19 protein-coding genes are annotated in these 22,217 nt (G+C 60.9%); 10 read left to right on the top strand and 9 right to left on the bottom strand.

The genetic code is table 11. From position 1 onward, the window contains the following. Position 1 precedes the first annotated feature (1 nt). From glgX to EFB14_RS06965, 7 genes are all read right to left on the bottom strand, one after another. Complete coding sequence (gene glgX, locus EFB14_RS06995) at positions 2-2,158, bottom strand: glycogen debranching protein GlgX (RefSeq protein ID WP_126823905.1); 2,157 nt, start codon at positions 2,156-2,158, stop codon at positions 2-4. 102 nt (positions 2,159-2,260) lie between these two features. Then, entirely contained in the window at positions 2,261-3,055 is a 795-nt protein-coding gene (locus EFB14_RS06990; protein WP_126823903.1) for an SDR family NAD(P)-dependent oxidoreductase, read from the bottom strand. A 356-nt stretch (positions 3,056-3,411) separates the two neighbouring features. After that, a complete protein-coding gene (locus EFB14_RS06985; RefSeq protein ID WP_126823901.1) occupies positions 3,412-4,626 on the bottom strand; it encodes an MFS transporter in 1,215 nt (404 codons plus the stop codon). 235 nt (positions 4,627-4,861) lie between these two features. Beyond that, positions 4,862-5,344, bottom strand: a complete 483-nt coding sequence (locus EFB14_RS06980) for a GNAT family N-acetyltransferase (protein WP_125848327.1) — start codon at positions 5,342-5,344, stop codon at positions 4,862-4,864. Between the two features lie 49 nt (positions 5,345-5,393). After that, entirely contained in the window at positions 5,394-6,599 is a 1,206-nt protein-coding gene (gene pcaF, locus EFB14_RS06975; protein WP_126823899.1) for a 3-oxoadipyl-CoA thiolase, read from the bottom strand. A gap of 9 nt (positions 6,600-6,608) precedes the next feature. After that, positions 6,609-7,298, bottom strand: coding sequence for a CoA transferase subunit B (locus EFB14_RS06970; RefSeq protein ID WP_125848323.1), 690 nt, complete (start codon positions 7,296-7,298; stop codon positions 6,609-6,611). After that, the gene (locus EFB14_RS06965) at positions 7,295-8,002 is read right to left on the bottom strand and encodes a 3-oxoacid CoA-transferase subunit A (protein WP_125848321.1); all 708 of its coding nucleotides are present in this window, start codon (positions 8,000-8,002) and stop codon (positions 7,295-7,297) included. The genes EFB14_RS06970 and EFB14_RS06965 overlap by 4 nt, the downstream gene beginning before the upstream one ends. Before the next feature lie 156 nt (positions 8,003-8,158). Between EFB14_RS06965 and EFB14_RS06960 the strand changes: the two genes are divergently transcribed. After that, a complete protein-coding gene (locus EFB14_RS06960) occupies positions 8,159-8,917 on the top strand; it encodes an IclR family transcriptional regulator (protein WP_126823897.1) in 759 nt (252 codons plus the stop codon). A 52-nt stretch (positions 8,918-8,969) separates the two neighbouring features. On the opposite strand, the gene EFB14_RS06955 is transcribed toward EFB14_RS06960, so the two are convergent. Then, complete coding sequence (locus tag EFB14_RS06955) at positions 8,970-10,514, bottom strand: acid phosphatase (protein ID WP_126823895.1); 1,545 nt, start codon at positions 10,512-10,514, stop codon at positions 8,970-8,972. A gap of 198 nt (positions 10,515-10,712) precedes the next feature. Here EFB14_RS06955 and EFB14_RS06950 point away from each other — a divergent pair, with 198 nt between their 5' ends. After that, positions 10,713-12,002: a cytochrome-c peroxidase gene (locus EFB14_RS06950; protein WP_126823893.1), complete on the top strand. Its 1,290-nt coding sequence runs from the start codon at positions 10,713-10,715 to the stop codon at positions 12,000-12,002. Positions 12,003-12,136: 134 nt separating this feature from the next. Here EFB14_RS06950 and EFB14_RS06945 read toward each other — a convergent pair whose 3' ends face one another. Continuing rightward, positions 12,137-12,598, bottom strand: a complete 462-nt coding sequence (locus EFB14_RS06945) for a hypothetical protein (protein ID WP_126823891.1) — start codon at positions 12,596-12,598, stop codon at positions 12,137-12,139. 392 nt (positions 12,599-12,990) lie between these two features. Between EFB14_RS06945 and EFB14_RS06940 the strand changes: the two genes are divergently transcribed. The 8 genes from EFB14_RS06940 (at position 12,991) to EFB14_RS06905 (ending at position 22,184) form a co-directional block, all read left to right on the top strand. Then, positions 12,991-13,566, top strand: a complete 576-nt coding sequence (locus tag EFB14_RS06940) for a DUF4291 domain-containing protein (RefSeq protein WP_126823889.1) — start codon at positions 12,991-12,993, stop codon at positions 13,564-13,566. Positions 13,567-13,683: 117 nt separating this feature from the next. After that, a complete protein-coding gene (locus EFB14_RS06935) occupies positions 13,684-14,610 on the top strand; it encodes an ArsR/SmtB family transcription factor (protein ID WP_183604846.1) in 927 nt (308 codons plus the stop codon). A gap of 209 nt (positions 14,611-14,819) precedes the next feature. Beyond that, on the top strand, positions 14,820-16,328 hold the full coding sequence (gene arfA, locus EFB14_RS06930) for an arabinosylfuranosidase ArfA (protein ID WP_126823887.1): 1,509 nt from the start codon (positions 14,820-14,822) through the stop codon (positions 16,326-16,328). A 176-nt stretch (positions 16,329-16,504) separates the two neighbouring features. Continuing rightward, complete coding sequence (locus tag EFB14_RS06925; protein WP_126823885.1) at positions 16,505-18,409, top strand: ABC transporter substrate-binding protein; 1,905 nt, start codon at positions 16,505-16,507, stop codon at positions 18,407-18,409. 112 nt (positions 18,410-18,521) lie between these two features. Continuing rightward, positions 18,522-19,526, top strand: coding sequence for an ABC transporter permease (locus EFB14_RS06920; RefSeq protein ID WP_126823883.1), 1,005 nt, complete (start codon positions 18,522-18,524; stop codon positions 19,524-19,526). A 3-nt stretch (positions 19,527-19,529) separates the two neighbouring features. Next, the gene (locus EFB14_RS06915; protein WP_126823881.1) at positions 19,530-20,387 is read left to right on the top strand and encodes an ABC transporter permease; all 858 of its coding nucleotides are present in this window, start codon (positions 19,530-19,532) and stop codon (positions 20,385-20,387) included. A gap of 1 nt (position 20,388) precedes the next feature. Further along, positions 20,389-21,378 carry an ABC transporter ATP-binding protein gene (locus EFB14_RS06910; RefSeq protein ID WP_126823879.1) on the top strand — a complete coding sequence of 330 codons (990 nt, stop codon included), beginning with the start codon at positions 20,389-20,391 and terminating at the stop codon, positions 21,376-21,378. After that, the gene (locus EFB14_RS06905) at positions 21,375-22,184 is read left to right on the top strand and encodes an ABC transporter ATP-binding protein (RefSeq protein WP_126823877.1); all 810 of its coding nucleotides are present in this window, start codon (positions 21,375-21,377) and stop codon (positions 22,182-22,184) included. The genes EFB14_RS06910 and EFB14_RS06905 overlap by 4 nt, the downstream gene beginning before the upstream one ends. Positions 22,185-22,217 lie beyond the last annotated feature (33 nt).

The following is a 22,217-nucleotide window of genomic DNA, read 5'->3' as shown; positions in this document are numbered from 1 at the left end:
GCTACTTACTCCTGCGGCCGAACTGGAACCAGCGCCGGCGCTCGGCTTTTGTCGCGCCCTTCGGGGGTTCGGTCTGTCCTTTCGGTGCGAAAACCGCCACGCTCTGGGCATAGACGATGACCGGATTGTCCTGCTCGTGCACCTCGAAGGCTTCCGTCTCCGTCCCCGTGTCGAGAACCCTCGACCATTGTTTCAGCCCGTTCACCACAGGCAAGTGAACCTCGCAGTCACCGCCGGCGTTGAAGACGACGAAGAGGTCGTCCATCGTTTCGGTGGCCGGTGCATACACGCTCCTCGAGAGATAGACGCCGAGCACGTGCAATCCGTCGTCGTTCCAGGCCCCGTCGTCCATGAAACTGCCGTCCGGCTTGTACCAGGCGATCTCGATGCGCCCATCCTCGCTGACCTCTCCCGTCAGGAACCGCTCTTGCCGCAGGACGGGATGCGCCTTGCGGAAAGCGACGGCCTGCCGGCAGAAATCGAGGAAGGGATCGTCGAGCCCTGTCCAGTCGGTCCAGCCGATTTCATTGTCCTGGCAATAGGCGTTGTTGTTGCCGTCCTGGCTGTTGCCAAGCTCGTCGCCGGCCAGGATCATCGGCACGCCCTGGGAGAGCATCAGGGTCGCCATCATGTTGCGCCGGCGCCGGGCCCGCGCCGCGTTGATATCGGCATTATCCGCCGCGCCCTCGGCGCCCATATTGTCGGAATGATTGTCCGAATGGCCGTCCCGGTTATCCTCGCCGTTCGCCTCATTGTGCTTGCCGTCGAAGGACACCGTATCCATCAGCGTGAAACCGTCATGGGCCGACAGAAGATTGACCGAGGAGGTCGCCCCTCGGTCGGAATGGTTGAACTGCGGCGCCGAGCCGGTGACGCGCGCCGCCACCTCCGACACCATGCCGCCATCGCCCTTCCAGAAGCGGCGGACGTCATCGCGGAATTTGTCGTTCCATTCGCGGAAAGGGTGGGGGAAGCCGCCGACCTGATAACCGCCCTCGCCGATATCCCAGGGTTCGGCGATCAGCTTGACGCCTGAAAGCATCGGATCCTGCCGGATGGCGCCGAAAAAGCCGCCTTGCCGGTCGAATTCCAGATCCTGCCGACCGAGCGTGCTGGCGAGATCAAAGCGGAAGCCGTCGATATGCATGACGCCCACCCAGTAGCGCAGACTGTCGAGCACCATGCGCATCACCATCGGATGGGCGACGTTCAGCGTATTGCCGGTGCCCGTCGTATCGAAGGTGTGGCGCGGATCATCGGGGGAGAGGATGTAATAGCTCGCATTGTCGAGCCCGCGGAAAGACAGCGTCGGCCCTTTCTCGCTGCCCTCGGCGGTGTGATTGTAGACCACGTCCATGATGACTTCGATACCGGCGGCATGGAACTTCTTCACCATGGTCTTGATCTCGGTGATCTTGTCGCCGGACATGTAGCGCGATTGCGGCGCGAAGAAGCCGAGGGTCTGGTAGCCCCAATAATTGCGCAGGTTGTTTTCCAGGAGATAACGATCGTCGAGGAAATATTGGATCGGTAGAAGCTCGATCGCCGAGATGCCGAGCTTGACGAGATGGTCGATGATCGGATCGCTGCACATGCCGAGAAAGGTGCCGCGCAGCCGGTCTGGCACCTTCGGATGTGTCATCGTCAGGCCGCGCACATGCGCCTCGTAGATGATCGTGTCGGGCCAGGGACGGCGGATCGCCTCTTCACCCGCCCAATCGAAGTCCGGATCCTGCACCACGCCCTTGACCGTGAAGGGCGCGCTGTCACGCTCGTCGAAGGAAAGGTCGTCTTCGCCGATCTGATAACCGAACAGCGCGTCGTCCCATGTCAACTCGCCCGTGACCTGTTTGGCATACGGGTCGAGCAGGAGCTTGTTCGAGTTGAAGCGATGGCCGGCTTGCGGGTCATAGGGACCGTGGGCTCGATAGCCGTAGACCGTGCCCGGCCCGATGCCGGCGATATAGCCTGACCAAATATCGCCTTCGCGCTTCGGCAGCGGCAGCCGGGCGATCTCATCCTTTCCGTCGGGAGAGAAGAGGCAGAGCTCCATTTGTTCCGCATGAGCGGAGAATACCGCGAAATGGGTGCCAGAACCCGTATACTCCGCTCCCAGCTCCGGCTTGAGGAAGTCGAGTTCCGAAAATGAAAAGCTCATGATGCCCCGCTTGCTGAAAAGACCAAGCGGGAAACGCCACGGCGGTTCGAAAGTTCCCTTATGAAAGGGAAAGGGAACGCTGGTGCTCGCTGACGGATGCCTTTACGGCATCAGCTGGCCGCCATTGACCTCGATGATCTGGCCGGTGATGTAGCCCGACAGCGTTGGCGAGGCGAGAAAGAGATAGGCTCCGACGCAGTCCTCTGATGTGCCGACGAAGCCCATCGGGATCGATCTGCGCTGCAGCTCCATCTGCTCGTCATCGGTATAACGCTCATGGAAGGGCGTGGCGATGACGCCAGGCGCCACCGCATTGACGCGGATCCTGTCGGCGACGAATTCCTTCGCATGGCCGCGCGTGATGGTCGAGACGAAGCCTTTGGACGCCGCATAAAGGATCGCGCCGTTGCCGCCGCCGTTGCGCGCGGCGATCGAGGTGGTGTTGATGATGAAGCCACCCTGCTTCTTCAACCAAGGATGCGCGGCGCGCGTCGCCGCCAGCACCGAGCGGGCGTTGAGGTCCATGACCGCGGCATAATGGGCGTCAGTATATTCGAAGGTCGGCTTGCGCCCGAGCATGCCGCCGGCATTGTTGATGAGCCCGTCGAGATGGCCGAAGGTCTTGGCCGTCTCTTCGACGACGCGCTCGGTCTCGCCTTCCCGCGAGACGTCGCCCTGGATCAGATGCACGGTGCCGCCGGCAGCGCGGATCTCCTCGCCGAGCTTCTCGGCCGGTTCGCGGCTGGCATTGTAATGCACGCCGACCTTGGCCCCTTGAGCCGCAAAGGCGCGGGCGACGGCCGCACCGATCCCGGTCGAGGCGCCGGTTATCAGCACGGCCTTGCCGGAGAGATCCGGCAGTTTGATGGATGCGAGCGATTGCGCAAGTTCTACCATGGCGACGATGGCCTCCCGAAAAACCAAAGACATAGGTGATGAAACAGATTGGGGAAGTCTATCAGCCGAAATCGATGATGGGCAATGCACGAAAGCGGGAGATTTGCGTCGTGGGGGATGCCACGGCTATCTCGTTCGCACAAACAGCTGCCCCTCACCCTAACCCTCTCCCCGTAAAAAACGGGGAGAGGGAACGTGCCCTGCGAGATGTTGGCGTGGAATCGAGAGGTCGCTACATGTCCCTTCTCCCCGCAAGCGGGGGTCCGATGGACGGGGCGAGACACGTGGCTCGCCCCCGACAAAGGTGGCGGCAGCCGGATGAAGGGCTGCTCGCCGATCTCGTCGGCCGGATCTCGCTACGGCGCCATTCCCAAGACCGCCTCCTGCTCCCGGCGGGCGAGAGGCGGGAAAGCGAGCGCGATCGCCGCAGCCCCTAGCCCAACCATCGCCGAGCCGATGAACAGCCAGGAATAATTGCCGAAAGTGTCGAATATCCAACCGCCGACGAGAGGCCCGAAGGCCATGCCGAGGCTGGAGAGCATCGTCGCCGCGCCGAAGACAGTCCCGAGGATGCGCGGCCCAAAATATTCACGCGCCAGCACCGCATAAAGCGGCATCACACCGCCATAGGCGCTGCCGAAGATAATGGCGAGCGCATAGAATTCGCCGAGCCGGCTGACGAAGAGATAGGTCGCGAGCGCGGCCGCCTGCACCAGCAGGCCGGCGATGAGAACCGGCTTCACCCCGATCCTGTCGGCAAGGCTGCCATAAAGCAGCCGGCCGCCCAGCCCCGCAAGACCTTCGACGCTGTAGATGCTGACGGCGGCCATCGGCGCCACACCGCAGATCGTCGCATAGCTCACCATATGGAAAATCGGCCCGGAATGCGCCGCGCAACAGGCAAAGAAGGTCAGCCCGAGCACGATGAATTGCGGCGATAGGAAAACCTGCGACAGCCGCGGCTTAGCTCCTTCCGCCACGAAATCCGCACTCGTCTCGACAGCCTCCGCAGGCGGACGCCTGACCAGAAAGGCGGCCGGTATGAGCAGCACCCAGACCGCAACACCGATGATCAGCATGGCGGGACGCCATTCATAGGTCGAGATGAGCCAGCGCGCGAAAGGCGAGATGGTCATCGGCGCGACCCCCATGCCGGCAGAGACGAGCGACACGGCAAGCCCACGATTTTCGTCGAACCATCCGATGGTCGTCGCGATCATCGGCGCAAAGAAGGTGCTGGCGGCCAGCCCGACGAAGATGCCGTAGGTCAGCTGGAACTGCAGCAGCGTCTGGGCGCGGCTCGCCAGGACCAGTGCCAGCCCGAGCAGCACCGCTCCGATCAGCACGACGATGCGCGGGCCGAAGCGATCGCTCGCCGCGCCCCAAAAGAATCCACCGAAGCCCATGACGATGAAATTGAGCGTCATCGCGCTTGCGATGCCGACATGCGACCAGCCCGTCGCCGTTGCGACAGGCTCCTGGAAAATCGCCAGCGAAAACATCGCGCCGATTGCAACGCAGCTCATCAATGCGCCGGTGGCGACAATGACCCATCGATAGGAAACACTCATGGCTCCATAAACCTCCATGCCGACAGAGTGATCGCGACGCCAGCGGCTCTCTCCGCTGCGCCTGCGATCTAAAGACGCTCGAGCCGCTACGTTTTCGACATCGCGCTCGCATCTTTTTTAACTCGCCGCATAGCTAGAGGGCGTCGCGATCTTTCAGGTTCGCTTGCCACTTTAGGCCTTTGATTTCCCGCATGTCGTTGCCGCAAAACAACTGCACACTTTTGCCCGACCTGTTTTAGAGATTACGAAACATCACCAAAGCGTCGACATAACCCTCGGTGGGATGAAGGAAGACGCCGGGAAGACGGCCGACGATCTCGAAGCCGAGGGACTGCCAGAGCTGAACCGCGCGTTTATTGCTGCTGACGACGAAGTTGAACTGCATGGCTCGAAAGCCCCTCAAGCGGGCATGTTCCAGGGAATGTTCATGCATCCGGCGAGCGACGCCGCGGCCGCCTGCTGCGGGGTCGGTCATGTAGCCGCAGTTGCAGACATGCCGTCCGCCGCCTGCCTGATTGGCCTTAATGTAATATGTGCCGAGGATAACGCCGTTCTCTTCGGCGATGAAGGTCTCGCGGTCCGGCCCCATCCAGTAGGCCAGCGCATCGGCCTCACTGAGATCGCGGTCGAGCGCATAGGTCTCGCCGGCGCGGATCGTCGGACCGACGATCCTCCAGATCGCGCTTTTATCGTCCTTGCTTGCGGGTCTGATCAGCATGCCCGACTTCTATCGAAGCCGGGCATTGCGTGCAATGGATTGACCGACCTCAAACCCTTTCGAGTGCGATGGCGATCCCTTGCCCGACGCCGATGCACATCGTCGACAGCGAATATTTTCCGCGGGCTTCGGCAAGCTCCAGCGCTGCCGTGCCGGTGATGCGGGCGCCCGACATGCCTAAGGGATGACCGAGGGCGATCGCGCCACCATTGCGGTTGACCCGCTCGTCGTCATCGGCAATGCCGAGCGCGCGCAGCACCGCCAGCCCCTGGCTGGCGAAGGCCTCATTGAGTTCGATCACGTCGAACTGTTCCTGGGTCAGGCCGAGCCGGGCCATCAGCTTGCGCGAGGCCGGGATCGGCCCGACACCCATCACCCTTGGCGGAACGGCTGCAGCCGCGCCGCCGAGAACGCGGGCAATCGGCGTCAGGCCGTATTTCCTCGCGGCTGCTTCGGAAGCGACGATCAGTGCCGCCGCCCCGTCATTGACGCCGGAGGCATTGCCTGCCGTCACCGTGCCGCCCTCCTTTTTGAAAGGCGTTGCGAGTTTCGCCAGCGCCTCGATCGTCGTCGCGCGCGGATGCTCGTCCTTCTCGACCACGACAGGATCGCCCTTGCGCTGCGGGATGGTGACAGGGGTGATCTCCTTCGCCAGCCGTCCGTTCGCCTGGGCGGCCGCCGCCTTCGCCTGGCTTCGCACCGCGAAGGTATCCTGATCCTCGCGATTGACATGATAATCCTCGGCAACGTTCTCGCCGGTCTCCGGCATGGAATCGACGCCATATTGCTTCTTCATCAGCGGGTTGACGAAGCGCCAGCCGATCGTCGTGTCGTGAATTTCGGCCGCGCGCGAAAAGGCCGTCTCGGCCTTCGGCATGACGAAGGGCGCGCGCGACATGCTCTCGACGCCGCCCGCGACCATCAACTCGGCCTCGCCGGAGCGGATGGCGCGCGCCGCGGTGATGACCGCATCCATTCCGGAGCCGCAGAGCCGGTTGATCGTCGTGCCCGGAACCGTGATCGGCAGGCCGGCCAATAGGGCCGACATACGCGCAACATTGCGGTTGTCCTCGCCCGCCTGGTTGGCGCAGCCGAAGATCACGTCATCGACAGCTTCCCAATCGACGGTACCGTTTCTTTGCATCAGCGCCTTCAGCGGGATTGCGCCGAGATCATCGGCGCGCACCTGGGAGAGCGAGCCGGCGAAGCGGCCGATCGGCGTCCTGATATAGTCGCAGATAAAGGCTTCGGTCATGGCTTTTCCTCAGAGTTTGGGGACCACGAGATCGGCAACCGGCCCCTCCACATGGAGCGGTGCGCCGGTCATGGCCTGCAATTCCTGCAGCGACATCGCGGCCAACTTCTCCCGCAGGACGAAGTGTCCATCGACGATGTCGATGACGGCATGGCTCGTATAGACGCGGGTGATGCAGGCGACGCCGGTCAGCGGAAAGGTGCATTTCTCCACCAGCTTCGGTTCGCCTGTTTTGGTGACATGCTCGGTGATGACGCAGACCTGCTTGGCGCCGTGCACGAGGTCCATGGCGCCGCCGACGGCCGGCACACCTTTGCTGCCCACCCGCCAGTTGGCGAGGTCGCCATTCTCTGCGACCTGATAGGCGCCGAGGATCGCAACGTCGAGATGGCCGCCGCGCACCATGGCGAAGCTGTCGGCGTGGTGGAAGAAGGCAGCACCCGGCTTCAGCGTCACCGCCTTCTTGCCGGCATTGATCAGGTTCCAGTCTTCTTCGCCTTCAGCTGGCGGCTCGCCGAAATTCAGGATGCCGTTTTCCGTGTGGAAGATCGCTTCGCGACCGGGCGGCTGGTAGCGGGCGACCATTTCGGGAAAGCCGATGCCGAGATTGACATAGGCGCCGTCGGCGATGTCCTGCGCGGCGCGCCAGGCGATCTGCGCGTTGGAAAGCTTGATGTCTTCCCTGATATCGATGGTCATACGTAGGCCACTCCGGCTCGAATGAGCTCTTCTTCCTGCTGGGGATCGGGGACGGCGACGACATGGTCGACGAAAATACCAGGCGTCACCACGTCCTCGGGATCGATGCCGCCGGCCGGCACGATCGATGAGACCTGGGCGATCGTCTTGGCTGCCGCCATGCACATCAGCGGATTGAAGTTTCGGCCAGCCTTGTTGTAGGTGAGGTTGCCGTGGACATCACCGATCTCAGCCTTCACGATCGCGAAGTCGGCCTTCAGCCAGCGCTCCTGCACGTAATGGCGGCCATCGAATTCGGCGATGACCTTGCCTTCCGCAAGTTCGGTGCCATAGGCCGTGGGCGTGTAGAAAGCCGGAATGCCGGCCCCGCCGGCGCGGATGCGCTCGGCAAGCGTTCCCTGCGGCACCAGTTCGAGTTCGATTTCGCCTGCCAGATATTTATCCGTGAACGCGCGTGGATCCGACGATCGCGGGAACGAGCAGATCATCTTCCGAACCATGCCGGCATCGATCATTGCGGCGATGCCGATGCGCCCGTTGCCGGCATTGTTGTTGATGACCGTGAGGTTCCTGGGGCCTTTGTCGATCAGGGCATGGATCAACTCGATCGGCGCGCCCGACCCACCAAAACCACCGATCATGACCGTCGCGCCATCACCGATCTCAGAGACGGCCTCCGCCGTGCTCCCGACTGTCTTGTCCATGCGGGATCTCTCCTTGGCTATATCGTGGGGAACTGCTCATCCCTTCCTCGGGGTCAGACATAAGCCGCGGCGGGCTATGCGGCAAGAATTTTGTGCGGTATTTGACATTTGTTCACATATCGCACAAAATGGCCAGGACAGAGTGGAGATCGGACCATGCGCGAAACGGATTTCGTCAGCGGCTTCGCCCGCGGCCTGAAAGTCATCGAAGCTTTCGGCGAAACGCGGCAGCGGCTTTCCATCGCCGAGGCCTCGAAGCTGACCGAGCTCGACCGCGCCACCGTGCGCCGCTCGCTGCTGACGCTCGCAGAACTCGGTTATGCCGATTACGATGGCAAGTTCTTTACGCTGACGCCGAAGATCCTGCGGCTTGGCCATGCCTATCTCGCCGCCACGCCGCTGCCGGCGCTACTGCAGCCGCATCTCGATCTTCTCTCGGAGAAAGCCGGCCAGAGCGCCTCGGCCTCAGTGCTCGACGGCACCGAAATCGTCTATATCGCCCGCGCTTCGCAGCGCCGCGTCATGTCGATCAATCTTACCCCCGGCAGCCGCCTGCCCGCCTACTGCGCCTCGATGGGCCGCGTGCTGCTTGCGGCTCTCGCCGAGAACGAAGCGCGCGCCATCCTCGCCCGCAGCGAGCTGAAACAAAACACCCCGAAGACAAGGACCGACCCGGACGAGCTGATCGCCGAATTCCGCCGCGTCCGCGCCGAAGGTTATGCCGTCATCGACCAGGAGCTGGAGATCGGCCTCTGCTCCATCGCCGTGCCTGTCGATAACGACCGCGGCGAAACGGTCGCGGCGATCAATATCGGCGCGCCGGCCGCCCTCGTCCCGGCCGCGGAGATGAAGGAGCGGTACCTGCCGCTGCTGAAGGAAACGCAAGCCGCATTGCGGCCGCTGCTGCGCCGGTGACGACGGACTCAAGATGGAGCACTCCGGTCAGTGACAGGAGTGCTCCCAATCGTCAGTGAGTCAGGTCGAGCGAGGCCGTCAGGTCGCCCATCGGCGGCTGGCCGTTGTTGCGCAGCGCCTCGTCGCGGGCGACGATACCGGGCAAAACAGGCAGATCATAGCGCGCGGTGATCAGGCGGATGATCGAGGTCGTGTCGTATTGGGTATGATCGATCGCGCCGCCCTTGGCGAAGGGCGAGATGATGAAGGCCGGAATGCGGTTGCCCGGGCCCCAGCGGTCGGCCTTCGGCGGCGCGACGTGATCCCAGAAGCCACCATTCTCGTCATAGGTGACGATGACGAGCATATGGCCCCATTGCGGGCTCTTTTCGAGGTGGGAGACGATATCGGTAAGATGCTGGTCGCCGCTCGAAATATCGGCGTAACCGCCGTGCTCGTTGAGATTGCCCTGCGGCTTGTAGAAGGAAACGGCCGGCAGCTTACCGTCGTCGATGTCCCTCAGGAAAGCTTCGCCGGCAAGGCCGCCATCCCTGAGATGTTCGGCGCGCGCAGGCGTGCCGGGTGCGAAATTGGCGAAATAGTTGAACGGCTGGTGGTGGAACTGGAAGTTCGGCACCGGCGTGGCATTCTTGCCGTCGAGCGCCGCCTGCCAGGCGCCGCCGTACCACGCCCAGCTGACACCCTTCAGCGACAAGAGGTCGCCGATCGTGACGGCATGCTGCGGCGGCAGCGTCGTTGCGGCAGCGGGATCGGCATAGGCCGGATCGCCGTCCTTGGCCGGCGGGTTGGCGCTCGGCTCGTAGGGCGGCTGCATGGTGTTGACGGCGTAGAAGTCGGGCGTCAGCGTGCCGTCGGAGACGAATTTCGGTGCTCCTTCCAGCGCCGACTTCGGTGCGTTCTCCGCCACAACAAGCGACGTGCCATCCGCATCGACCTTGGCGATCACAGGCTTGGCCGGGCTCTTGTCGGCATCGGGATAATAGGGCGCGCAGGCGCAGACCAGCGCGAAGTGATTGAGGAACGAGCCGCCGAAGGCGCCCTGGAAGAAGTTGTCGGCAAGGACGTACTTCTTCGCGACCTGCCACATCGGCAGGATGGAGCCGTCGTAATGGCCCATGACGAGGCTGCCGGAATCGGCCCAGGCGACGAACTTGTCGTTCCTGCCGCCGTCGATCTGCATCTGCTCCTGGTAGAAACGATGCCAGAGGTCGCGGGTGATGACCGAAGGCGCCTGCGCAAAGCCCTTCGGATCATCGATCGCGAAGGCGGCGTTGGCAAGATGGGCCGATTGCGCCTCGGTGACGGCAGGCGTCACGCCCTTGGCGGTCAGGCCGCCCCAGGCCGGCGGCAGTTCGGAGAGCGGCTGGCCGTTCCGGTCGAGCTGGCGGGCCTGCTCGGCGCTGACATTGGCGAGGCCGTTGGCGCCGGGGAAACCGCCGTAGAGATTATCGAAACTGCGGTTTTCGGCATAGATGACGACGATATTGTCGATCTTGTCGTAACCGGCGGGCGCCGCATGGGCAGCCGTCGCCATGGCGAGCGGCACGATGGCCGATCCGGCGAGGCAGATGGAGTTGAGGAGTTTCAATCTTTTCACGGCTAGTAACCTCATGGCTGGGGGCGTTGGCTAGAGGGAGCGGGGAACGCTCGGGGGCGAGCCGACGCTATTCCCGCCGTCTATCAACTTTGTGACATCGCAGTTGCCGCGAGACGGCAGCGGAATAGCCGTCATCAATTTGTTGCATCGAGGTTCGATCATGGCGCAAAGCATTGCTAAGCTATTGGAATCCTTATTATGACGACAAAGATATTCTGGCTTGCGCGGTCCGGTCTGGGGATCGGCACGGCCACGGCGGCGCTCTGCCTGGCCATTCTTCCCCTGCGGCATAGCAGCGCGGCGGCCGCTGCCGGCGTGCATCCCGGGCCGATGTCGCGCACTGACGCCTTCGCTCGGGCAGAAACGCTGACCGCGCTCGGCCGCAAGATCTTCTTCGATCCCTCGCTGTCGGCCTCGGGACTCCAGGCCTGCGCCTCCTGCCATGATCCCAGTCATGCCTTCGGCCCGGCATCGGCCAAGCCGGTCGAAGTGGGCGGCGAACACATGGACCGGCCTGGTCTGCGCGCCGTTCCGACGCTGCGCTATCTGCAGGCGGTGCCATCCTTCACCGAGCATTATTATGATTCCGAGGACGAGGGTGACGAGAGCGTCGACAACGGTCCGACGGGCGGCCTGACCTGGGACGGCCGGGTCGATCACGGCGCCGATCAGGCAAAGCTCCCGCTGCTCTCGCCTTTCGAGATGGGCAACAAGGATGCCGCGGAGGTCGCAGCGAAATTGCGCAGGGCTCCCTACGCTCGGGATATCGAGGCGGCCTTCGGCGCAACCGTGTTCGACAATCCGCAGGAGGCCTTCGACGCCGCCGTCGAGGCGCTCGGTACCTTCGAACAGAGTGGTCCCGATTTCTATCCCTATTCCAGCCGCTACGACGCCTTCCTCGTCGGCAAGGCGACGCTGACCGCTCGGGAATTGCACGGACGGCAATTGTTCGAGGATCCCGCCAAGGGAAACTGTTCGAGCTGTCACCTGAGCGAACCCGCCAATGACGGAGAACCGCCGCAATTTTCCGATTTCGGTTTTCTCGGGCTCGCCGCACCACGCAACATGGCGATACCGGCCAACACCGACCCCGGCTATCATGATCTCGGCCTCTGCGGCCCTCAGCGGACTGATCTCGCCGGACACAGCGACTATTGCGGCCTGTTCCGCACGCCGACGCTGCGCAATGTCGCGCTGAAGAAGAGTTTCTTCCACAACGGCTATTTCCACTCGCTGCGCGACGTCGTCTCGTTCTACGCGACACGCGACAGCGATCCCGGCCGCTGGTATCCGAAAAATTCAGACGGCAAGGTCCGCAAATATGACGACCTGCCGCAAGCCTATTGGGACAATCTCAACCAGGATCCGCCCTTCGGCAGGAAGCCCGGCGATGCATCCGCCCTCACCGATCCCGAAATCGACGACATCGTAGCTTTCCTCGGGACGCTGACGGATGCCGACCTGCTGCTGGAGGCGAGCGGGCACTGACGCAATCGCCGAATGGGCCGAAATTTACAACGATCCCTTGCTACGCTCAGCAGTCATAGCGTCGTCTGTAGGAAGCCACCGCGACGGCTTCCTTGGCTGATCTCAACCGCGCATCACGTGATGAGTCATTTAACCTATAGTGATGGAGCCTCAATTTCCCACGGTTGGAAATGGTCTTCCACCCTAACGAAATTCTCTTGTGAGAATAATAGGTTAAACTTAATCCCTGCAGCTGAGGCCCGAAGTAAGGGCGGCAACTTTTGCATTAGAACAGGGTTGGTGGGCGCGGCCACCTTTTCATATTTCCTCGTATAGTCACGTTCAACTCTATGAACATCAGGCCAGTCGTAAACGAAGAGGCCCTTCTGTGCGAGCGCGATAAAATCATCCGGACGGGGATAGGAGATTAGAAGGTTCGCGTCAGAAATAGAGGGGAGTTCAGCTAACGACAGTTCTATATTTTCTATTGGCAAGACGGCATCCTTTAGGGCTCCCCAAGGAATGCAGCCAAATCCCGCAGTTACAAAAGCAGCAACAAATCCGTTGCTGTCACTGCCAACCCAGATACAGTCTATTTCATCCGGATATCCGATCATTGATCGTTCGCCCACCCTTCATTGTTAGCACAGACTCGCTCAGCCCAAAGGTGACGTATGTGGTAATTTCCTGTGCAGGCTGATCCGCAAAACACGCTACCTGGATGGCACGTGAATTTGAGCTGTCAGACCAACCATTCGTAGTTTCTCCTAGATACCGCTCTAGGTGTTCCGGCAAAGAATTTTTTCAAAATCAACCACTAGCAGACCCATTACAACTTATGCAGCGAAGCTCCTGCGACCGTTATATTCACGCAAGATGAAAGCTTCGCGCTTGCGCCGTTGCTCACACCGCGCCACTTGGCGTATTCAAAATTGCCGGGGCGCTGATCGCTGCGGCGAAATTCGGCGGCAGGTCACCTTCCGCACCCAAACGAAGTTAAACTAGGCCAATGAACTTTATTCCTGAGCGTCAAATTCGAGCCCTCTACGACGAACAAACGATCCGTGTATACCAGGCCTATAGCGACGAAATCGCTGACGCTGCCCTACGTCAGGGCACCTTCGTTTCGCCGCCCTTCAAGATGGATCGCATGACGTGGATAAAGCCTTCATTCCTGTGGATGATGTATCGCGCCGGATGGGGCCGAAAAGATGCCGGCCAAGCCCGCATTTTGGCAATCGATATTTCGCGCGAAGGCTTTGAATGGGCCTTAAGTCATAGCTGCCCGAGCCACCCTAGTGACTCAATGAGCAAGGAAGAATGGTTGCGCGTCAAAGAGGCTGCCCCTGTGCGCATCCAGTGGGACCCTGAAAGGGACTTGCAACTACAGCCGCAAACGCATCGCGCAATTCAAATCGGCTTGAGCAAGCAGGCCGTGGAGCTCTACGTCGGACAATGGATCAAACGCGTTACCGACATCACCTCCGAAGCCCATGCCATTCATACCCTTGTTCTCCATGGGAAGTTTGACACAGCACGAAAGAGTTTGCCCCTGGAGCACCCCTATGTCTCAAAGACGTTGTGAACAGGTAGTCTTGGCTGCGCGATCTTATCGGACTGCCCGCCTCACCTTCCTTCTGCATCTGCCACTTGATGTATCATAATTTCCGATATACATCATTTCATCGGAAATGATGGGGAAATGATGGAACGCTCGTTTTTGACGATTGCCGCCGGCGAGAATAATGATGCATTGCGCGCGCTTTCGGCACCGGCACGGGTTGAGATACTCAGGCTGCTCTGCGCCAAAGGACCGATGAATATCAACGATATCGCGCGGACTCTTTCCCTCCCCCAATCCACCGTCGCAACCGGCATCCAGATTTTGGAAGACGCACGGCTTGTCGACTCCCAACTGGCAAAGGCCCGGAAGGGAAATCAGAAGATCTGCTCTGCGATCTACAGCGAAATTCTGATCAGCTTCGAGGAAAGCGCGGCTCAGAGGGCCAACAACATCATCGAAGTCGAGATGCCGGTCGGGCTTTACACCAGCTGTGACGTCCATGCGCCATGTGGTCTTTGCTCCACCGAAAGCGTCATCGGTCCGCTCGATGTTCCCGACTATTTCCTTGATCCGCAGCGCATGCAGGCCGGACTCGTCTGGTTCGGCAGGGGATATGTGGAATATAAATTCCCCAACAACGCCAAGGTGTTGAACAAGGATATCCGCGCCATCGAGTTTTCGCTGGAGCTGTCGTCCGAGGTGCCGGGCACCAATCCTGACTGGCCCTCCGACATAACGCTCTGGGTCAATGGCATGGCCATCGGAACCTGGACGTCCCCCGGCGACTACGGCGACAAGCGCGGCGCCTTCACGCCGGCATGGTGGAAGCTTGAGGGCTCGCAATACGGGATGATGAAGACCTGGCGCATCTCCACGCGCGGAACCTTCATAGACGGCGTCGCCGCATCGAATGTCACGCTCAGCGATCTGGCACTTGCCCAGCACTCTTCCATTCGGCTCCGGGTCGGCATCGCGGAGAATGCCGGCCATACCGGTGGCGTGAATATTTTCGGCCGCGGCTTCGGAAATCATGGCCGCGACATCATCATGCGACTGCATGTCTGATCAATAAATATCGGATATCATGATTTAAATAAGGCATTTCTTTTGAGAATTAGAGATGCCTTAATAAAATTATCTATTTGTAATTAAACTATTTTCTTAAAAATCGCCTCGCCTCAACTCAAGGCGCAACGTAGTTGACAGAACGACATTCCTGATATCAAGTTAGAGGCAAGAAAACAAAAATTCTGATATATAAACGGGAGGATCCGTTGAAGACGAATGTCGTTGCCCACCGCGATTTTCGCATCGCGACCATTGACGCCAGGCTCTACAGCTCATTTCTCGAGCATCTCGGCAGAGCAATCTACGGCGGCATCTATGAGCCCGGACATCCCAGTGCCGATGAAGACGGATTTCGCCGCGACGTCCTCGATCTGGTCCGTGAGCTCGACACGCCATACTGCCGCTATCCCGGCGGCAACTTTGTATCGGCCTATAATTGGGAAGACGGCGTCGGCCCGCGTTCGGAGCGCCCGGTTCGTCTCGACCTTGCCTGGCGCACCCGCGAAGCCAACCAGATCGGCGTGAACGAATTCGTCGACTGGTGCAAGAAGGCGAACACCAAGCCGATGCTCGCCGTCAATCTGGGATCACGCGGCCTGGACGCCGCCCGCAATTTCCTGGAATACTGCAATCATCCCGGTGGCACCTACTGGTCGGATCTGCGCCGCAAGCACGGTTGGGCCAATCCGCACGATGTCAAATTGTGGTGCCTCGGCAACGAGATGGATGGCCCTTGGCAGGTCGGTCACAAATCGGCCTATGAATATGGCCGGGTGGCGGATGAGACGGCGAAAGCTATGCGCGGCTTCGACAAGTCGCTCGAACTCGTGGTCTGCGGCTCGTCCAATTCCGATATGAAGACCTATCCCGATTGGGAGGCTGAGGTTCTCGATCAGTGCTACGACAGCGCCGACCATATCTCGCTGCATATGTATTTTGCCAACCGCGAGAAAAACACCCTCAACTATCTCGCCCGCGCCACCAAGCTCGACCGCTACATCACCACGATCGGCGGCGTGATCGACTACATCAAGGCGAAGAAACGCTCGAAGAAGACGATCGGCATTTCTTTCGACGAATGGAACGTCTGGTATCATTCCAACCAGCAGGACAAGGAGATCCTGGCGCGCGACGAGTGGCCGGATGCGCCGCATCTCTTGGAAGATGTCTATAATTTCGAGGACGTGCTGCAGGTCGGCGGTATTTTGAACACCTTCATCCGCCGGTCCGACCGCGTGCGCATCGCCTGCATCGCCCAGCTCGTCAACGTCATCGCCCCTATTATGACCGAGGACGGCGGCGCGGCCTGGCGCCAGACGATTTATTACCCCTTCTACTACGCCTCCAGATATGGCCGTGGAACGGCACTCCAGCTGGTCGTCGATGGCCCGACCTATGACAGCGACGAGGAGAACGACGTTCCCTATCTCGACGTATCAGCGGTGCATTCCGAAGACGGTAGGTCGCTGACCTTCTTTGCCGTCAACCGTCATCCGAACACGGCGCTCGATCTCGATGTGCGGCTGGAAGGGTTTGGAAATGCACGGGTAATCGAGCAGGTGGAGATGACCCACGGCGATCTGGAAGCCGTCAACACGGCGGCGCGGCCGGGGACGGTCGCTCCCGTCAACGTCGACAGTGCGAAGATCGAGGACGGACGGTTGCGGACAGGGTTGAAACCGCTGTCCTACAGCGTCATCCGGCTGTCGGTGTGACAGCCGCTGCCGGGTAAGCCTTATTGGCCCCGGCCAGGAGTATTCGGCTCACTGCGAGGAGGCAGGCGAGCCGGAGGGATGGTTCACCGAAGCCTTGGCTTTAGCGAACCGACAACCGCGACGTGCCCATGCGTGCCTTTGCGGCCGCCGTATCGTCGCTTTCTAGGGAGGAGTTCATGCAACAGTGGAAGAGGCTCGCATTTGGCGTCGCGCTGGCCGCACTCGGCCTGACGGCGGCGGCCAAGGCCGATGACTACACCTCCTTGCCGCGCAAGGAGACGCTCATCGTCGAAAATCCGGAAGGGACGATCAAGAATCCCGGCTGGTTCAACATCTGGGTCAATGGCGGCGGCGGCGTATCGACCGGCCTGCAGCAGCTGACCATGGATACGCTCTGGTATATCGACCCTGAACAGGGGCTTGGCGGGGCGAGCTGGGACAATTCGCTCGCCGCCGACAAGCCTCAATATAATGCTGACTTCACCGAGATGACCGTGAAACTGCGCAAGGGGCTCTACTGGAGCGACGGCGTCGAGTTCACGGCCGACGACGTGGTCTATACCGTCAAGACGCAGATGGATCACCCAGGCATGGTCTGGAGCGCGGCCTTCTCGGTGCAGGTGGCAAGTGTGGAGGCGACCGATCCCCAGACGGTGGTGTTCAAGCTGAAGAAGCCGAATTCGCGCTTCCACGCCATCTTCACCGTCCGCTGGAACGGCGCCTGGATCATGCCGAAGCACGTCTTCGAGAAGGTGGCCGATCCGCTTCGCTATGATTTCGCCAATCCCGTCTCGCTCGGCGCCTACAAGCTCAAGGCCTATGATCCGCAGGGCAAATGGTATACCTGGGAGAAACGCGACGACTGGCAGCGGACCTCGCTTGCCCGCTTCGGCGAGCCGGCCCCGAAATATGTGACCTATACCGATCCCGGCCCGCCGGATAAGCGGACGATCGCCCAGCTCGAGCACAATCTCGATATCATCCACGACAATACGCCGGAGGGCATGTTCACCCTCAAGGAGAAATCGAAGACGATCGATACCTGGTTCCCGGGTTTCCCCTTCGCCCATCCGGATCCGACGCTGCCGGCGGTGATCTTCAACACCCAAGATCCGCCGTTCGACAATGCCGATGTGCGCTGGGCGCTTGCCCTGCTGATCGACATCAAGGCCGTTGATATGGCGAGCTACCGCGGGGCGGCGACGCTTTCGGCGCTCGGCGTGCCGCCGACGGCGGCCACGATGAAAGACTATCAGGCGCCGATGCAGGATTGGCTGAAGAATTTCGAGATCGATACCGGCAAGAGCAAGATCAAGCCTTATGACCCGACGGTCGGGCAACAGATCGCCGATATCCTGCGCAAGCAGCCGAAGTTCAAGGACCAGATTCCGACCGACCCGCAGGCGATCAGCGGTGCCTTCGGCTATGGCTGGTGGAAACCGGATCCGAAGGCTGCCGGCGAACTGCTGGAGAAGGCAGGCTTCAAGAAATCCGGCGGCAAATGGCTGACCCCGGACGGCCAGCCGTTCAAGATCCGGATTACGGTCGAGAGCGACACGCGCTCCGTCTTCACCCGGGCAGGTACCCTGATCGCACAGCAATGGGCCTCTTTCGGCATCGACGCGAAAGCCATGCCCGCCGAGAAACTGTGGCAGGTTGCGCTGCAGCCCGGAGATTTCCAGGTGGCGATTGCCTGGAGCGTCGAGACCTGGGGCGGCGATCCTGATCTCTCCTTCTTCCTCGACAGCTGGCACTCACAATTCGTGGCAAAGAAGGGTGACAATCAGCCGCCACGCAACTGGCAACGCTGGTCCAATCCGGAGCTCGACAAGATCATCGAGAGCATCCGCGGCATCAGCGCCGACGATCCGAAGGGCATGGAGCTCGGCAACGATTACCTGAAGCTGGTCGCCCGCGAAATGCCGACGATCCCGCTGATGTCCTATAACGTCTTCACCTCGATGGATACGACCTATTGGACCGGCTACCCGACGATATCAGACCCCTATACCGATCCGGTGCCGAATTGGGCGAATTCCAGGCTCATGATGGTCAAACTGAAGCCGGCACAACCGAAATAATCCTCCCAACGCCGGCGCGAGTGTTGCGCGCCGGCCCCCTATCGACGGGCATGTGGCATGTCCGTCGATCCTTTCCACTTGATGAAGGGAACCAGAGAGGAACCACTGCTCTATGACGTCCTACCTGCTCTTTGTGTTGAAGCGGTTCGGTCAGTTTCTGCTCGTCGTCTTTCTCGGCGTGACCATCACATTCTTCGTCACCCACCTGACCCCGATCGACCCGGTCGAAGAAAGCATAGGCGCCATCACCCAGATGGGGCAGTCCGATCCGAACGCAATCGAACTGATGCGTCAGTCGCTCCGCGAGCTGTACGGAATGCAGGGCTCGATCTGGCAGCAATATCTGCACTTCTGGCTGCGGCTGGCGACCGGCGATCTCGGCCCCTCGCTCTCGGCCTTTCCCACGCCCGTTTCCACCATCATTCTGCGGTCCCTGCCCTGGACCATCGGGCTGATGACGGTGTCGACGCTGATCACCTTCGTGCTCGGCAATGCGATCGGCGCGCTCGCCGGCTATTACCGCAAGGACATGGTGCTGAAGGCCGTCAGCCTCGTCTTTATTGCGCTGCTGCCCATTCCCTATTACATCCTCGCCTTCGTGCTGCTCATCGTCTTCGGCTATCTCTGGCCGGTGCTGCCGATCAATGGCGGCTATGAGATGAACGCCAATCTGGACCTCTCCTTTGCCCTCGTCTTCGATATCCTCAAACACTCCATCCTGCCGGCGCTGTCGCTGATCCTTGTCGGCGCCGGCAGCTGGCTGATCGGCATGCGGGCGCTAGTTTCCAACATCATCACCGACGACTACGTCGTTTTCGCCGAACTCGGCGGCGTTCCGAAGCGGAAAATTCTCCGCTCCTACATCGCCCGCAATGCCATGGTGCCGCAATTCACTGGGCTCGCCATGTCGCTCGGGGGGATCTTCAACGGCACCGTCATCACGGAAATTGTCTTCGGCTATCCCGGCATCGGAAACCTGCTGATCTCGGCAGTACATGCCGGCGACTACAGCCTGGTGCTCGGCCTCAGCGCCTTGTCGATCGTCGGCGTCGCCGCCGCCGTCTTCATCATCGACATTCTGAGCCCGCTGATCGATCCGCGCATAAGGGTGGAATAGGCCATGTTTACCATCATCCGCGACCTCGCACGCCAGAACATGGAATTCCTCTGCGGCCTGCTGCTCTTTGCCGTCATCGTCGGCTTCGTCATCTTGTCGTATTTCTCGCCCTATGGCGCGACCGACATCTATCTCCTGCCGCCCGACATGCCGCCGGACGGCGAGTATTGGCTCGGCACGACATCACGTGGCCAGGATGTTTTCTGGCAGTTGACGACGGCCCTTCGCAACACCTTGTTTTTCGGGATCGGCGTCGCCTTCCTGTCGCGCATTATCTCGCTGGTCGTCGGTCTCGTCGCCGGTTATGCCGGCGGCACGGTCGACCGGGTTCTGATGGCCATCAACGACAGCGTCATGGTCATCCCGCAGTTTCCGCTGCTGATCCTTTTCTATTTCGTTCTGAAGGACAACATGACCTGGACCGTGCTGATCGTCATCATGGCCTCGCTCGGCTGGTCCTATGATGCGCGGCTGATCCGCTCGGTGGCGATCGGACTGAAGAGTCGGCCGTTCACCACCCAGAGCGTCTATTCCGGCATGACGATGCGCAAGATCCTCGTCGAGGAGCACCTGCCCTATGTGCTGCCGATCGTCTTCGCCACGACGATGAACAATATGATCTGGTCGATCGGCATGGAGATCACCCTTTCGGTGCTCGGCTTCACCGATATCGAGACGCCGACCATGGGCATGATGATCTACTGGGCCAATGCGCATTCGGCGCTGATATCAGGCATATGGTGGTGGGTGGCCGCCCCCGTCGCCGTCATCGTCATTCTCTTCCTGGCGCTCTTCCTGCTGTCCATGTCGATGAACGAATACAATGATCCGCGCAGCCGGCTCAACCGGATGGGAAGTTAGCATGGAGAATTTGGTCGAAATCCAGAATCTGAAAGCCTATTACCGCGCCTTCCTCTATGGCGTCGATCGCGAGGTGCGGGCTGTCGACGATATCAGCCTGACCATCGGCCGCGGCGAGGTCTATGGCGTCGCCGGCGAATCGAGCAGCGGCAAGACGACGCTGATCAAGACCATTGCCGGCGCCATCCGGCCGCCGCTCCGGGTCGTCTCCGGCAACGTCAAATTCCATTTCGGCGGCGGCACCCAGGATATCTACGCGATGAAGCCGGATGAGCGCATGGCGCTGCGCTGGCGGCATCTCTCCTATATCATGCAGGGCTCGATGAATGTGCTCAATCCGGTGCGCCGGATCCGCCACTCCTTCACCGATTTCGCCTTTCGCCACATGAAGGTCAGCAAAGAGGTGTTTTTCGAGAAGGTCGCCGCCCATCTGCAACGGCTGAAACTCGATCCGCAGCTGCTCGATGCCTATCCCCATGAGCTCTCCGGCGGCATGCGCCAGCGCATGACCATTGCGCTTGCCACGATCCTGACGCCTGAGTTCATCATCGCCGACGAACCGACCACTGCGCTCGACGTGATCGTTCAGCGCGACGTCCTGTCGATGATCCGCGAAATCCAGCGCGAAATGGGCTCGTCCTTCCTGTTCGTCACCCATGACATGGGGGTGCATGCGACGGTCTCCGACCGCATCGGCATCGTCTATGCCGGGCGTCTCGTCGAGGAGGCCCCGACCGCCAAGCTCTTCAGCATGCCGCTCCACCCCTATACGCAGCACCTGGTCGGCAGTCTGCCGCGCATCGGCGATCCCAGAACCAGGCCTTCGCTGGAGGGCCGCCCGCCGAACCTTGCCATGCCGCCGGAAGGTTGCCGCTTTCACCCGCGCTGTCCCAAACGGATGGACATCTGCTCCCAGAAGGTTCCGCCGCTGGTCACCGTCGAGCCTGGGCGGCGCGTCGCGTGTTTTGCTGTCACGGGAGATCCGGTTTGAGTGCTCTGCTTCGCCTCTCGCATGTCACCAAGGTCTACCGCCAGGGCGGCCTGCTCGGCCGGCGCCTGATCACCGCGGTCAAGGATGTCAGCTTCGAGCTCGGCGAGGAGCCGGAGATCCTCTCGATCGTCGGCGAATCCGGCTCCGGCAAATCGACGGTCGCGGCGATGATCCTCGGCCAGACCGTGCCGACGGAAGGCGAGCTGCAATTTGCCGGCAAGACCGTCGCGATCCACAACCGAGCGGAACGCACGGCCTTCATGAAGGAGGTCCAGCCGGTTCTGCAGAACCCCTTCGAAGCCTTCAATCCGCTGAAGCGGGTGGACCGCTATCTCTTCGAGACCGCCCGCAATTTCTCGGCGGGAAAACGGCCGGACCGGCAGCAGGCGGAGCGGATGGCGGATGCCGCACTGGTGCATGTCGGCCTGACGCTTGAAGAAGTGAAAGGCCGGTTTCCCCACGAATTGTCGGGCGGCCAGCTTCAACGCGTCGCGATTGCACGCGCGCTGATCCCGCAACCCCGCCTGCTGGTGGCTGACGAACCGGTCTCCATGGTCGACGCCTCGCTGCGAATGGCGATCGTCAACCTCTTCGGCCGGCTGAAAAACGAGCTCGGGCTTTCGATCATCTATATCACGCATGACCTCGCCACCGCCTATTATGTCAGCGACAACATCATCATCATGCGCAAAGGCGAAATCGTCGAGCGCGGACGGGCGCGGGCGGTGTTGGACGATCCGCAGCATCCCTATTCGCGGGCGCTGAAGGATGCGGTGTTGGCCGCCGATTTCAGCCCGGCAACATAGTGCTAAGGCAGATGCGGCAAATTGCCTGCATCT

It is taken from the genome of Rhizobium fabae, assembly GCF_003985135.1.
In the GTDB taxonomy this organism is placed as follows: Bacteria; Pseudomonadota; Alphaproteobacteria; order Rhizobiales; family Rhizobiaceae; genus Rhizobium; species Rhizobium pisi.
This window is presented reverse-complemented; position numbering and strand designations above follow the sequence as displayed.

Bases quoted from the DNA above. Each gene is read 5' to 3' on its own strand.
- EFB14_RS06990 (WP_126823903.1), bottom strand. From the start codon at position 3,055: ATGGTAGAACTTGCGCAATCGCTCGCATCCATCAAACTGCCGGATCTC.
- EFB14_RS06985 (WP_126823901.1), bottom strand. From the start codon at position 4,626: ATGAGTGTTTCCTATCGATGGGTCATTGTCGCCACCGGCGCATTGATG.
- EFB14_RS06935 (WP_183604846.1), top strand. From the start codon at position 13,684: ATGATGGAACGCTCGTTTTTGACGATTGCCGCCGGCGAGAATAATGAT.
- EFB14_RS06920 (WP_126823883.1), top strand. From the start codon at position 18,522: ATGACGTCCTACCTGCTCTTTGTGTTGAAGCGGTTCGGTCAGTTTCTG.
- EFB14_RS06945 (WP_126823891.1), bottom strand. From the start codon at position 12,598: ATGATCGGATATCCGGATGAAATAGACTGTATCTGGGTTGGCAGTGAC.
- pcaF (WP_126823899.1), bottom strand. From the start codon at position 6,599: ATGACCGAAGCCTTTATCTGCGACTATATCAGGACGCCGATCGGCCGC.
- EFB14_RS06950 (WP_126823893.1), top strand. From the start codon at position 10,713: ATGACGACAAAGATATTCTGGCTTGCGCGGTCCGGTCTGGGGATCGGC.
- EFB14_RS06960 (WP_126823897.1), top strand. From the start codon at position 8,159: ATGCGCGAAACGGATTTCGTCAGCGGCTTCGCCCGCGGCCTGAAAGTC.
- EFB14_RS06910 (WP_126823879.1), top strand. From the start codon at position 20,389: ATGGAGAATTTGGTCGAAATCCAGAATCTGAAAGCCTATTACCGCGCC.
- EFB14_RS06970 (WP_125848323.1), bottom strand. From the start codon at position 7,298: ATGACCATCGATATCAGGGAAGACATCAAGCTTTCCAACGCGCAGATC.
- EFB14_RS06940 (WP_126823889.1), top strand. From the start codon at position 12,991: ATGAACTTTATTCCTGAGCGTCAAATTCGAGCCCTCTACGACGAACAA.
- EFB14_RS06965 (WP_125848321.1), bottom strand. From the start codon at position 8,002: ATGGACAAGACAGTCGGGAGCACGGCGGAGGCCGTCTCTGAGATCGGT.
- glgX (WP_126823905.1), bottom strand. From the start codon at position 2,158: ATGAGCTTTTCATTTTCGGAACTCGACTTCCTCAAGCCGGAGCTGGGA.
- EFB14_RS06915 (WP_126823881.1), top strand. From the start codon at position 19,530: ATGTTTACCATCATCCGCGACCTCGCACGCCAGAACATGGAATTCCTC.
- EFB14_RS06980 (WP_125848327.1), bottom strand. From the start codon at position 5,344: ATGCTGATCAGACCCGCAAGCAAGGACGATAAAAGCGCGATCTGGAGG.
- EFB14_RS06925 (WP_126823885.1), top strand. From the start codon at position 16,505: ATGCAACAGTGGAAGAGGCTCGCATTTGGCGTCGCGCTGGCCGCACTC.